This is a genomic window from Gammaproteobacteria bacterium (genome assembly GCA_024235095.1).
GTDB lineage: Bacteria > Pseudomonadota > Gammaproteobacteria > Competibacterales > Competibacteraceae > UBA2383.
In genome coordinates, this window is the sequence record JACKNC010000001.1 from 1,602,602 (window position 1) to 1,615,976 (window position 13,375).

At 57.6% G+C, this 13,375-nt stretch carries 8 protein-coding genes and 2 CRISPR repeat arrays; all 8 genes read left to right on the forward strand.

The features are described 5' to 3' along the window. Position 1 precedes the first annotated feature (1 nt). The 8 genes from cas7e to H6973_07150 all read left to right on the forward strand — a co-directional run bounded on the left by cas7e (position 2) and on the right by H6973_07150 (position 13,358). The gene (cas7e, locus tag H6973_07115; GenBank protein ID MCP5125398.1) at positions 2 to 1,255 is read left to right on the forward strand and encodes a type I-E CRISPR-associated protein Cas7/Cse4/CasC; all 1,254 of its coding nucleotides are present in this window, start codon (positions 2 to 4) and stop codon (positions 1,253 to 1,255) included. A 6-nt stretch (positions 1,256 to 1,261) separates the two neighbouring features. After that, a complete protein-coding gene (cas5e, locus tag H6973_07120; GenBank protein MCP5125399.1) occupies positions 1,262 to 1,990 on the forward strand; it encodes a type I-E CRISPR-associated protein Cas5/CasD in 729 nt (242 codons plus the stop codon). Then, entirely contained in the window at positions 1,987 to 2,730 is a 744-nt protein-coding gene (gene cas6e, locus H6973_07125; GenBank protein MCP5125400.1) for a type I-E CRISPR-associated protein Cas6/Cse3/CasE, read from the forward strand. Before cas5e ends, cas6e begins: the two co-directional genes overlap by 4 nt. Next, a complete protein-coding gene (gene cas1e / locus H6973_07130; GenBank protein ID MCP5125401.1) occupies positions 2,727 to 3,614 on the forward strand; it encodes a type I-E CRISPR-associated endonuclease Cas1 in 888 nt (295 codons plus the stop codon). The genes cas6e and cas1e overlap by 4 nt, the downstream gene beginning before the upstream one ends. Next, complete coding sequence (gene cas2e / locus H6973_07135) at positions 3,586 to 3,927, forward strand: type I-E CRISPR-associated endoribonuclease Cas2 (protein MCP5125402.1); 342 nt, start codon at positions 3,586 to 3,588, stop codon at positions 3,925 to 3,927. Before cas1e ends, cas2e begins: the two co-directional genes overlap by 29 nt. A gap of 47 nt (positions 3,928 to 3,974) precedes the next feature. Beyond that, positions 3,975 to 4,978: direct repeats of the CRISPR family, unit length 28 nt; unit sequence GTTTCCCCCGTATGCGCGGGGATAGACC. Between the two features lie 220 nt (positions 4,979 to 5,198). Then, complete coding sequence (locus tag H6973_07140; protein MCP5125403.1) at positions 5,199 to 6,728, forward strand: IS21 family transposase; 1,530 nt, start codon at positions 5,199 to 5,201, stop codon at positions 6,726 to 6,728. Between the two features lie 16 nt (positions 6,729 to 6,744). After that, a complete protein-coding gene (locus tag H6973_07145; protein MCP5125404.1) occupies positions 6,745 to 7,500 on the forward strand; it encodes an ATP-binding protein in 756 nt (251 codons plus the stop codon). A 106-nt stretch (positions 7,501 to 7,606) separates the two neighbouring features. Next, positions 7,607 to 8,854: direct repeats of the CRISPR family, unit length 28 nt; unit sequence GTTTCCCCCGTATGCGCGGGGATAGACC. Between the two features lie 391 nt (positions 8,855 to 9,245). Further along, the gene (locus H6973_07150) at positions 9,246 to 13,358 is read left to right on the forward strand and encodes a transporter substrate-binding domain-containing protein (GenBank protein ID MCP5125405.1); all 4,113 of its coding nucleotides are present in this window, start codon (positions 9,246 to 9,248) and stop codon (positions 13,356 to 13,358) included. Positions 13,359 to 13,375 lie beyond the last annotated feature (17 nt).

The following is a 13,375-nucleotide window of genomic DNA, read 5'->3' on the forward strand; positions in this document are numbered from 1 at the left end:
TATGTTTCTGCAAATTCATACCCTCACGTCCTATCACGCCAGTCTGTTGAATAGAGATGATGCCGGGTTGGCTAAGAGAATTCCTTTCGGTAACGCCACTCGTTTGCGTGTGTCCTCGCAGTGTCTCAAGCGGCACTGGCGGGAGCGCCTGCACGAGACCATACCCCTACCAGGGGGCTTGCGAACTCGACATTTCTTTGAGCGGGTGATTATCAAGCGTCTGGTGGAACAGGAAGAGGTGCCCGCTAATCAAGCGCAGGAGCTGACCTTGGCGCTGGTGGCGTTGCTGTTGCAGAAATCGGCAAAGGCCGACAAAGCCGCCAAGGTGGAAAAAGGTAAGAAGGGAAAGAAAGCTAAAGAGGAAACGGAACAGTCGGAAATGGATTTAGGCGAAGAGCGGGAGGCGGTGGATACGACCGAAACTACTGGGCTGCTGGTCAAGCAACCGATTCTGTTTGGCCAACCGGAAGCTGATTTTCTGGTGGCCTTGCTTAAAGAGTGCGCAGCGAAGGGAGCCGATGCGGAAAAATGTTTACAGGAACGCTTGAAGAAGGACAAGGACAATTTCAAGGCGATGTTGGCGCAAGCTGGACACGGTCATCTTTATGCGGGATTGGAAGGGGCGTTGTTTGGGCGGTTTGTAACCTCGGATATTTTGTCGCGCAGTGATGCCTGCGTGCATGTCGCTCATGCCATGACTGTGCATCCTCTGGATACGGAAGTGGATTATTTCACGGTGGTGGATGATTTGAACCGCGATGATGAAACCGGTGCGGCTCATGCTGGCGATATGGAGTTAGGGGCTGGTTTGTTCTATGGCTATGTCGCGGTGGACGTACCGGGGTTGCTATCGAACCTGACCGGTTGCGACCGTCAGGACTGGAAGGCGCAAGATACGCACGATGCCCGCCAGGTGTTGCAAGGTTTGGTGCGCACGATTGCCGAAGTGACGCCGGGGGCCAAACTGGGATCGACCGCGCCGTATGCCTGGGCCGATTTCGTATTGTTGGAAACCGGGCCGCAGCAACCACGCAGTCTGGCTAATGCCTACTTGCAGGCGCTGAAACCGCGTGGCGATGGAATGGAACAGGCCATCATTGCCCTAAAACAGTATCTGGACGCGCAGGAGCAGATGTATGGGGCGACGGCGGCGTTTCGGGCGGTCGCGGCCACGAAAACCCTGGATTGGGGAGCGGTGCCGGTGTTGCCTTTGGCGGAGGCGAGTGATCGGGCGCTGGCGGCGTTGTTTGAGTAGGCCGTGATGGAGATTCTCTTACTCCGGTTCGATGCGCCACTGATGAGTTTCGGCGATGTCATCGTGGATCATCACAATGTCACGGATCGATTTCCCCGTTTGTCGTTGTTGACGGGATTGTTTGGGAATGCGTTGGGCTACCGACATGGCGATGCGGCGGCGCTGGAACGCTTGCAAGAGCGGATTGAATTCGCGGCGTGTTGGGATGTGGAGCCGACGGCGCTGGTGGACTACCACACGGTCGATCTTGGTCAGCTAAAAATGGCCAATAAGGGGTGGACGACCCGGGGCGTAGCGGAACACCGGGAGGGTGGGCCGGGCGCCAAGTTAGGCACCCATATCCGCTACCGGCATTACTGGGCCAATGGGTTGATGACGGTGACGGTGACGCTGACCGGCGGTGCCGAACCATCGGTCGCGGCGCTGGCGGCGGCGTTACGCGAACCGGCGCGGCCATTGTTTCTAGGCCGCAAGACCTGTTTGCCCGCAGCGCCATTACTTCGGGAAGTGGTCGACGCGCCCAACGTGTTGGCGGCATTGCAAGCGATGCCTCGGGAGACTGGCCTACGCCCAGACGCATCACGATCAGCCAGCGCCTGTTGGCCGGCGCACTTGGGGACGGCGTTGCCCAGTCGTGTGGTGTCGATTTATGACCAGCGCGATTGGCGCAATCAGGTTCATACTGGGCGGCGCTTGCGTCGAGAAGGAATTTTACCCAATGCGGAGGCGCTATGAGCGATCGCTTGTATATGGTGCAACTGCGATTGAACCCGGTCGCGTTGATGCAGTTTGCCCAGGATCAGGGCGTCAACCGATCAGCGGATGAGGATTTAGGGTATGGCGTTCATGCCTGGCTGGCGGCGTTATTTGGGCCGTTAACGCCTAAGCCGTTTCGATTGTTAGATCCTGGTGTGGCGTGGCGCAAAGATCAGCCATTGCAGTGGTTGGGTTATAGTGGACACGATGGCGTGACACTGCGCGACCAGGCGGAAACCTTTGCGCTGCCGTTGGCGTTGGCGGTGTGTGACGCGGCGGAATTGATGGCCGCTAAACCGATGCCAGCGATGTGGCCGGTCGGTCGGCGCTTGGGCTTTGAGGTGTTGACATGTCCTGTTAGTCGGCGCGAGACGGAAAAGGATGTGTTCTTGCGTCGAATCGAGCAATCGGAAACAGAAGACGAGCCGGTGGAGCGTGCAACGGTCTATGGCGAATGGCTGGCCCGGCAGGTGGAAGGAGCGGCGATGTTGGAGTCGGTGCAGTTGGCAGGCTTTCGCTTGGTGCGCGTGTTGCGCCGTTCGCAGCGAACGGTGACCCAGGAACGGCGTTTTGGACGACCGGTGGTATTGCCGCAAGCGTTGTTGCGTGGCGTGATGACCGTGCGGGATGGGGCGGCTTTTGCGGCATTGCTGGCGCGTGGCATCGGGCGGCATCGGGCGTTTGGCTATGGCATGTTGTTATTGAGGCCGCCAACATGAGTTTGCTGGTCGGGCGGTTAGGGTTGGCGGCAGCGCGGATCCCGCAGATGGATCGCCACGGGTTGATCTGGTTGGAGCGGGGCGGATTGACGGTTGAGGAGGGGACGCTGCGGTTTCGGGCGGCAGCATCGGAAGCTCTGGAGTCCGGGGATTATGCGGTGCCTTATCAGGGGGTGTCGATGATTCTACTGGGGCCAGGGTCAACGGTGAGCCATGATGCGTTGCGGTTATTGGCGCGACATGGGACGTTACTGGCGGCAGTCGGCGAAGGTGGGGTGAAGATTTATACTGCGCCGCCCTTGGGGCCGGGATCGTCAGCCGTGGCGCGGGCGCACGCCCGGTTATGGGCGGATGAGAAGGCGCGTCTCGATGTAGCGCGGCGGATGTATGCATTCCGCTTTGGGCGGATTTTGCCGCACAGGGAGATTGAAGTGCTGCGTGGCATTGAAGGCGCGCGAATGAAGGAGACGTATCGGATTGCCGCGGAACAGCATGGCATTCTGTGGCAAGGCCGCCGATACAATCGGCAGAATCCAACAGGCGCAGACATTCCGAATCAAGCCCTTAACCATGCAGCGACCTTTGTAGAGTCGGCGGCGGAGATTGCGGTGACGGCAGTAGGCGCGTTGGCGCCGTTGGGATTTATTCATGAGGATTCGAGTAATGCGTTTACCCTGGATATTGCCGATTTGTACCGGGCGGAGCTGACGGTGCCCTTGGCGTTTAGTGTAGCTAAACGGGCGTTGGCCGATCCAGAATTGCTCTTGGAACGGGCGTTGCGTAAGGAAGCCGCACAGCAGTTTCGTAAGCAACAGGTCATTGCGGGCATGATTGATCGTGTCAAGGAGTTGCTTCGTGTCAATGACAGTAGTCGTAACACGTAATGTATCGGATCGTATCCGGGGCTTTCTAGCGTCATCGATGTTGGAATTGGGGCCAGGGGTATACAGTGCGCCACGTTTGTCGGTGGCGGTGTGCGAGCGGATTTGGGATGTGGTGTCGGAGTGGTTTTTGTTGGAGCGCGAAGCGTCGGTGGTGATGGTGTGGGCGGATGCTCAGGTACCCGGTGGGCAAAATGTTCAAGTGTTGGGTGTGCCGCCTGTTGAATTGGTGGAAATCGATGGGTTGATTGTGACGCGCCGACCCTTGAAGCCAGAAAAGCCGATCCATGCTGTGGGAGATTCAGCGACCGATTAGGCTTGTGTTCCTTAAAAATTTGGTTTATGAAGGAGTTGTTTGCTAGAGTTTCCCCCGTATGCGCGGGGATAGACCTATCGACATGGAGGAGATCATCATCGAGACCATGTTTCCCCCGTATGCGCGGGGATAGACCTCGAGCGTGAGCCGTGGCCGTCGCTATGCAGGAGTTTCCCCCGTATGCGCGGGGATAGACCTCACCTGTGACTTAGCGTATCCCCTGACCTATGGTTTCCCCCGTATGCGCGGGGATAGACCTCCGATCCACCACTGACCCGACCGACTTCCTTTGTTTCCCCCGTATGCGCGGGGATAGACCGTCGGCTGATCAAGACGATCCAGCAGCTTACCCGTTTCCCCCGTATGCGCGGGGATAGACCTGTTGTTTGCTGTTGTTTTCTTTCCTTTCTTTCGTTTCCCCCGTATGCGCGGGGATAGACCGTAGCACCTTCCAGGAAGGATGCATCTAAGAAGGTTTCCCCCGTATGCGCGGGGATAGACCTACGGAGACCATCAACAACACCGGAAGAGCACTGTTTCCCCCGTATGCGCGGGGATAGACCCGACTACAGCATCAAAGTATCGGGCGGCTTATAGTTTCCCCCGTATGCGCGGGGATAGACCCGGGGAATGGAAGATCATCCCGACAACACTGCCGTTTCCCCCGTATGCGCGGGGATAGACCTTGATAATAAGTATCTGCGAGTTGGACGCGCCCGTTTCCCCCGTATGCGCGGGGATAGACCGCACGAGCAGAAGCCGCCCGGCTGGCAGGAATCGTTTCCCCCGTATGCGCGGGGATAGACCCCGATTATCTGGAAAACAAACTGATTGACTTTGGTTTCCCCCGTATGCGCGGGGATAGACCTGACCACTGATCAGGCCGAGATGGCTTGCGATCGTTTCCCCCGTATGCGCGGGGATAGACCTGAACGCCGAACCGCCAAGCGCCAATCACTGGAGTTTCCCCCGTATGCGCGGGGATAGACCTCCATACGCGCCAGAGAAGGCGCAATCATTGGAGTTTCCCCCGTATGCGTGCGTATTTCACGGGATGACGGCAGGTCGTTTCACGGGATGACGGCAGGTCGTTTCACGGGATGACGGCAGGTCGTTTCACGGGATGACGGCAGGTCGTTTCACGGAAGGCGGCAGGCCATTACACGGAAGGCGGCGGGTTGTTTCGCCAATGAGCAGCGACGCAGGTTAACAACTTGTAGGCTGGTTCCTTTTTTTCCGAGGAGGAACTCATGCCGACTGAGAGGTTATCCATGCGCAAGATTCAAGAAGTGCTTCGTTTGCAGGCGGCGGGCCATAGCCAACCACAAATTGCCCGGAGTTGCGGGATCGGCCGTAGCACGGTCGGAGAGTATCTGCAACGCGCCCGACGAGCGGGCCTGGGTTGGCCCCTGCCCAAGGGCATGATGGCCGATGAATTGGAACGACGGTTGTTTCCGCCGCGCCCCGCCGCTGGGTCTGCGGATCGCGGAAAACCGGATTGGGCCACCGTCCACCAGGAATTACGCCGCCCCGGCGTCACCTTGTGGCTCTTGTGGGAAGAGTACAAAGCCACGCATCCCCAGGGCTATCAATACACCTGGTTCTGCCAGCAGTATCGGGCTTGGGTGGCGCATACCGATGTGGTGATGCGCCAGACCCATCGGGCCGGTGAGAAGGTGTTTGTGGACTACGCCGGTCCCACCGTGCCCATCGTGGACCGCATCACGGGTGAACTCCGCCAGGCCCAAGTGTTTGTTGCGGTGCTGGGCGCCAGCAATTACACCTATGTGGAGGCGACCTGGACCCAAGGACTGGATGACTGGCTCATGGCGCATGTCCGGGCCTTTGCATTTTTCGGCGGTGTCCCGGAAATTGTGGTTCCAGATAATTTGAAAACCGGCGTCCAGACGCCGCACCGCTATGAGCCCGACCTCAACCCCAGTTATCTGGAGTTAGCCGCCCATTATGGCGTCGCGGTGATCCCCGCGCGTGTCCGAAAACCGCGTGATAAAGCCAAAGCGGAAAGTGGCGTGCTCGTGGTGGAACGCTGGATTCTGGCCCGCTTGCGCCATCGGACTCTGTTCAGTCTCGACGAACTCAACACGGTCATCCGCGAACTGCGCGACGCCCTCAATCAGCGCGCCTTCAAAAAACTCCCCGGTTCCCGTCAGCATTGGTTTGCAACGCTGGAACAACCGGCGTTGCGTCCCTTACCGGCCGAACCCTACGTGTTCGCGCAATGGAAAAAAGCGCGCGTCAACATTGACTATCACATTGACATCGAGCGCCATTACTATTCGGTCCCCTACCTCCTGGTGCGCCAGGAAGTGGAGGTGCGCCTGACCGCCACCACGGTCGAGGTCTTCCATCAACGTCAGCGGGTGGCTTGTCATCGCCGCCATCCGCAGCCTGGTCGCCATACCACCGTAACCGCCCACATGCCCAAAGCCCATCGGGAGTACGCCGAATGGACGCCCGAACGGTTAGTGCGCTGGGCTCACCAGACCGGCCCCCACACGGCGACTCTAGTGGAACGTATCCTGGCCACGCGGCCCCATCCTCAGCAGGGCTACCGCTCGTGCTTGGGCATCTTGCGTCTGGGCAAAGCCTATGGCGCCGACCGCTTGGAGGCCGCCTGTCAGCGCGCGTTAGCCATTGGGGGACTGAGTTACAAGAGCATCGAGTCGATTCTCAAGCATGGCCTGGACCAGCAACGCCTCCCGGATGCGGGGACTTCGCCACCGCCCATCCCTTCGACCGCGACCCACGCGAACGTGCGCGGCGCACGCTATTACCAATAACCCAGGAGCCTCCGCCATGCTGAAACAACCCCTTCTCGATCAACTGCACACCTTGAAACTCAGCGGCATGCGTCAGGCCTTGCACGAGCAACTCCAGATGCCCGATAGCGATCAGCTCAGCTTTACGGATCGCTTGAGTCTCCTGGTTGATCGCGAACTGACCGAACGCGCGAATCGTCGCCTCCAGTACCGCTTACAGCAAGCCCGTTTGCCCCAGCAAGCCTGCCGGGAAGACCTGGATTACCAACATCCCCGGGGCCTGGATAAAACCCTCATCCAGCATCTGCTCGGTGAACGCTGGCTTGTGGAGCATCTCAACTGCCTGATTACCGGCCCCACCGGCGTGGGGAAAACATGGATTGCTTGTGCCTTGGCTCAGCATGCGTGTCGTCTGGGCTATACCGCGCGCTATGTCCGTTTGCCCCGCTTGCTCCCTGAACTGGCGTTGGCCCGCGCCGATGGCCGCTATCCCAAGCTGCTACGCGAGTACGCTAAAGCACACGTGTTGGTCATCGATGACTGGGGCTTAACACCGCTCACCAGCGAGGGCCGCCGTGATCTTCTGGAAATCCTCGATGACCGGCATCACCGTCAATCCACCCTCGTGACCAGCCAGTTGCCCGTGGCAAGCTGGCACGCCTATCTGGACGAACCCACTCTGGCTGATGCCCTCCTCGATCGGCTCGTCCATAACGCCTACACCCTCAACCTGACCGGAGAATCCTTACGAAAACGTAAAACCCCCTTGACGAACTCCATCACGGAACAGTAAACACTCATCCACTGCGTCGCTGCGCTCCGACCGAGTGAAATACGCTGCCGCCTTCGACTGAACTCGCCGGCCGTCATCCCGTGAAATGGATGGCCGGCATCAGTGAAATACGCACGTATGCGCGGGGATAGACCTTCCGGCTTGATTGTGCGAATGCGACTCATAGCGTTTCCCCCGTATGCGCGGGGATAGACCTGTCTTTCTGTAGATCCCGCTCAGCGTCCATGCGTTTCCCCCGTATGCGCGGGGATAGACCTTTTCATGTCGGTCTCCTTTTTCTGGTCAGAACGTTTCCCCCGTATGCGCGGGGATAGACCTCTTGCAGGCTCGCGAACAGCGCCTCGTCGTCTGTTTCCCCCGTATGCGCGGGGATAGACCGCCAAGGCGTTCTTCCCGAAAGACGCCGCCGACGTTTCCCCCGTATGCGCGGGGATAGACCCATCAAAAAAGCCCGCGCCCGCGCCCGCTCCAAGTTTCCCCCGTATGCGCGGGGATAGACCCTCCAAGAGCCGCAGCATGACTAACCCCCCCTCGTTTCCCCCGTATGCGCGGGGATAGACCTGGTCAGAGTCCATTTACAAGAAATATCCGTTTGTTTCCCCCGTATGCGCGGGGATAGACCGGGAAATGCAAATAGCCTGGCCCCGGCTCAGTGGTTTCCCCCGTATGCGCGGGGATAGACCCTGGGTCTGCATCAATTGGATAAATTGCTCATTGTTTCCCCCGTATGCGCGGGGATAGACCTCCTCCTGCTGATGAAAGGCGGTAATGCGGTCAGTTTCCCCCGTATGCGCGGGGATAGACCCGTAACAACCCTGTAAACAGGTGGGTGCTATGCGTTTCCCCCGTATGCGCGGGGATAGACCTGCGGCTCGCCCGTCGTCGTGTCGGCTTTCGGCGTTTCCCCCGTATGCGCGGGGATAGACCTTCACCACGGAAATCGTGAATCCCAATTTCGCCGTTTCCCCCGTATGCGCGGGGATAGACCTTGGTCACGACGATACGGGCATCCATTGCCAGCGTTTCCCCCGTATGCGCGGGGATAGACCCCCCGGCGGTATCGCACAGTAGCTCGTGGACAAGTTTCCCCCGTATGCGCGGGGATAGACCCGGAAGTCATCATCAGTCGTGGCCCCTGGATTGGTTTCCCCCGTATGCGCGGGGATAGACCCGATTGGGGTGGTTCATGTCTCGCCTCGTTGCGGTTTCCCCCGTATGCGCGGGGATAGACCCAAGCTCAGTCTGGAAGAATCCGTTACCCTCCAGTTTCCCCCGTATGCGCGGGGATAGACCCGCCGTTTCTGCGCTCAGGGCGTTGATGGCGCTGTTTCCCCCGTATGCGCGGGGAACCCACGCTGGCGGACGCCATTCTCGACCGGCTTCTCCATAGCGCTTATCTTATTCACTTAAAGGGAGAATCCCTGCATAAAACTCGAACCCCATTGACGGCAACCCTTATCAGCGCGTAATAAGAGCATGCCCTGCGTCGCTGCGCTCCGTCGGTCCGGCCAAATGGCCCGGAACCGGTGGCCGAATCATCTCGGAATGGGTGGCCGAATCGACTGGAATACGCACCCTATAAGACTATGGCTCTATTCTATAAAGTACTAACGCCATTCAAGCAGGTTGGGATAGCCCTTTTCATTCTGAGTCTGCTTTGGGCTTGGACCAATCCGGCTCAAGCCGTTGCAGCAAACGCCTCACCCTCCACTGCACAGACTGCCGACTCAGTCCACCCGGCTCCTTTGACTAAAGTTTCCCTGCAACTGATCTGGAAGCATCAGTTTGAATTCGCTGGCTTCTATGCCGCGATCGAAAAGGGCTTCTATCGGGATAAGGGCCTGGAGGTTGAATTACGGGAATATGAGCAGGGACTCGATGTCCGCGATGAGGTGCTGTCAGGCCGGGCGACCTATGGCATTGCCAACAGCAGCGTGATCAACTGGCGGCTCATGGGACAACCGGTCGTGCTGCTAGCGAATTATTTTAAAAAGACGCCCTTGGTCGTATTGGGCCAGCCTGGGATTCGCACGCTTGATGATCTCGTGGGCAAACGACTGATGATTGCCGATAAGGACCTTCGTTCGCCGCTCTTTCAGGCGGCTTTGCAGGAAGCAGGATTAGTCCCTGGAGTCAACCTGACCATCATACCCCACACCTTTGATAGCGGACCTTTCATCCGTGGGGAAGTGGAGGCGATGACGGCTTTCCTGAGCAATGAACCGTTCTACTTACAGCAAAAAGGCGTGCTCTTTCAAATCATCGAGTTGACCGGTTACATGCCGGGGTTGGGCGATGTTTATCTGTTCACCTCCGCTGCTCAGATCGCCGCTCACCCGGAACAGACCAAGGCGTTTATCGAAGCCAGCAACGCCGGATGGCGTTATGCCCTGGATCACCCTGATGAGATCATCGAGCTGATTCTTGAGCGTTATTCCCGGCGCAAGAGCCGGGAGGCGTTGCGTTATGAGGCGGAGAAAACCCGGCAACTGGTCATGCCGCGCTCTATGCCTGTGGGTTCCATCCCCGACGAACGCCTCCAGTTGGCGGCCAGAGCCCTGCTGCGTGCCGGTCAGGAAGGCGATTTACGGAATCTGCCAGGATTTCTATTCCAGGAAGACCAGGCTACAGCTGCGCCGGTCAAGACCGCTGCTGCGCTGATGCTCACCCCGCAGGAACAGATCTGGCTGGAACAGCATCGTCACGTTATTTTCCAGGTGGACGACAACTTTGCTCCTTATACCTTTGTTAATGCCTCGGGTGAAGTCAGTGGAATCGTCGTCGATCTGGTCCGTGCTCTAGCCGATGCTGCTGGTCTGGACATCGAAATGGTCCCCAAACCATTTAATGAGATGGTGAAGGCGCAGAAGTTGCCTGGACTCTACGGTTACATCAACTTCGATTACCATTTCTCGGAAACACCGGATGCGTTCCTGAGCATTGCAAGCCCCTTTCCCTCAATGCAAGCCCTGTTTGCGCCAAAACCGGAACAGTTTACCGCCAAAACCCTTGAGGAAATTCAAAATAAGCGCATTCTGTTTTATGAAGGCATAGACCCTATGGATTTCGGTTTTCCCCGCACGGGAAACCAGTACCTTCATGTCCGTGACCCGGCGCAGGCGTTTGCCCTGTTGCTGAATGATCAGGCGGATGGCTATTTCGATAATTTCGCCTATGTTCAATGGCATATGCGCGAGCAGTTCGTCACGGGCCTGACCTCGCTCTATCTCACCGACCGCTTTCCCGATTCCCTGGTTGCCGTCTTCAACGACTATCCTGAGTTGCATAGCATTCTGAAAAAAGCCTACTACCATGTAGCGCCGATGATTCCTTCCCTCCTGCGAAGATGGCAAATCAAATACAATAAAAGCGCCAAACTCATCCTCAGTGATGCAGAGCGCCTCTGGCTTGCGCAACATCCGGTTATTCGTTATGCCGTAGATCCGGATTCGGCGCCGATCGAATATATTGACTCACAAGGCCAACCGGCGGGCATCACTTCGGAGTATCTCCAGCGCCTGGAGGAATTGCTGGGAATCCGTTTTGAGGCGATTCCGGCGGCGACTTGGGCAGAAGCCTTGCAAAAGCTCGATAATCGGCAAATCGATTTGTTGCCGGCCATTGTTCAGACCACAGACCGCCAAGGGCGCTTTCGGTTTACCGCACCCTATCTTACTTTCCCAGTGGCGATTTTTGCGCTGGTCGACGCACCCTTTCTGGGAAATCTGGAGGCGCTGGCCGGGAAGCAGGTCGCGGTCGTAAGCGATTACGCCATTCATGAATGGCTGCAACAGGATCACCCGGAGATCGGCCTGACGCCAGTAACTACCATGACGGCAGCCTTGCACGCGGTAACCGAACGACGGGCCGATGCTTTTGTTGACAATCTGGTCACGGTCAGTTACGCCATCGGTCGCAAAGGAGTCCTTCAGGTGCGAATGGCTGGAAACACCCCTTATGAAATCGCCCTAAGTATGGCAGGGCGCAAGGACTGGCCAATTCTGGTTGGCATTCTGGAGAAGGGAATCGCCGCTATTCCTAAGAATGACCGGGACAGCATTTACAATCGTTGGGTTCAAGCCCCGCAACCCCCCAACACAGACTACCTCCTGCTGGGTGAGATATTGACTCTGGCAGCCATCGTGCTAGCCATCCTGCTGTATTGGAATCGGAAGCTAGCTCGGGAAATCACGCTGCGTCTAAAGCTGGAAGAGGAACTGCGCCAAGCGACTAAAAGCGCGGAATGCGCAAGCCAGGCCAAAAGCGAATTCCTGGCTAACATGAGTCATGAAATTCGCACCCCCATGAACGCCATCATGGGCATGATTCATTTTTGCCTCGACACCTCCCTGGATCACGAACAACGGAATTACCTGGACAAGGCTTATGGCGCGGCAAAATCCCTGCTAGGCTTGCTCAACGACATCCTGGATTTGTCAAAGGTCGAGGCCGGCCACCTGGAGATAACCTGCGTTCCTTTCACGCTCCATGAGGTCATAGAGCATTTTGTTACCCTGGTAGGGCACAAGGCTGAGGACAAAGGGCTGGAGTTCCAACTCGACATCGCGCTTGGCGTACCCAATGTTTTCATGGGCGACCCGTTGCGCCTGAACCAGATTCTGATCAACCTGGGTAATAACGCCGTCAAATTTACTGAGAAGGGTGAAATCGCCATCGCCGTTCGCTTGCTGGAATCCCAGGATGAGCGGCTTCATCTGGAGTTTACGGTGCGGGATACGGGCATCGGCATGACTGCTGAACAGATCCAGACGCTATTCCAGCCCTTCCACCAGGCCGACAGTTCTATCACCCGGAAATACGGCGGAACGGGACTGGGGCTTTCCATCAGCAGACGGCTGGTGGAAATGATGGAAGGAACCATCAATGTAGAAAGCCGCCCCGGTGCGGGCAGCATCTTCCGTTTCGATGTCTGGTTAAAAGCAGGAGAAGAAGCTAAACCAGTTTCCACGGTCAAAGACCGCGCTGCGGATTCTATTGACGCCCATGCGCCGCTGGCTGGCGCATGGGCTGGGCGTCGCCTGTTAGTGGTGGAAGATAACGACATTAATCAAGAGATCGTCTGTCGCTTGCTGGAGCGGTCCGGGGCTATCGTGGAAATAGCGGTCAACGGCGTAGAATCAGTGGCCCTCCTTAAGCGACAAGGAGCCGAGGCGTTCGATGCGGTGCTCATGGACATTCAGATGCCGGAGATGGATGGCTACGAGGCGACCCGCCGGATCCGTGCGTTGCCTGGATTCGATCGCTTGCCCATCATTGGACTGACGGCCCATGTGCAACGACGAGAGACTGAACGAATGCAGGCCGTTGGCATGAACGACCATGTCGGTAAGCCCATCGATCCGCAGTCATTGTTTACGGCTTTAGAGCGCTGTCTAGCCTCGACGGCGATCCCTATGAGTGAGGCGTCGGTAGCGCCGACAGTCTCGGTTTCGCTGGAAAACGCGGCGCAGGCTGAATCCTCTATTCCTGCCACGCCCGGCATTGATGTGGCGGCGTGTCTTGATCGCCTGGATGGCGACATGGCGCTCTTTCGGGAATTATTAACTCACTTTTCAAATAGCTATCGAGATGTCACCCAGACTCTTCGTGATCTTCTCGCTACCGGATCGCGTACCGACGCCATCCGTTTAGCCCACAGTGTGAAAGGGGTAGCGGGCAATCTGGGCATCGTTGCCGTTCAACAGGCCGCAGCACAGCTTGAATCGACTCTGACTGAATCCGAGGGGGAAAAGACCGAACAAATTGATGCCCTGGAAAAGGCAATACAATCGGTCTGCGCGGTCATCGACGCGGAATGGTTAGCGCCCGCCGTGGAAGAAAATGCTGTTGATCGTTGACGCCAACCCGGCGTTTT

Coding starts and splice junctions, on each gene's coding strand:
- cas7e (MCP5125398.1), top strand. CDS start 2: ATGTTTCTGCAAATTCATACCCTCACGTCCTATCACGCCAGTCTGTTG.
- cas5e (MCP5125399.1), top strand. CDS start 1,262: ATGGAGATTCTCTTACTCCGGTTCGATGCGCCACTGATGAGTTTCGGC.
- cas6e (MCP5125400.1), top strand. CDS start 1,987: ATGAGCGATCGCTTGTATATGGTGCAACTGCGATTGAACCCGGTCGCG.
- cas1e (MCP5125401.1), top strand. CDS start 2,727: ATGAGTTTGCTGGTCGGGCGGTTAGGGTTGGCGGCAGCGCGGATCCCG.
- H6973_07140 (MCP5125403.1), top strand. CDS start 5,199: ATGCGCAAGATTCAAGAAGTGCTTCGTTTGCAGGCGGCGGGCCATAGC.
- H6973_07145 (MCP5125404.1), top strand. CDS start 6,745: ATGCTGAAACAACCCCTTCTCGATCAACTGCACACCTTGAAACTCAGC.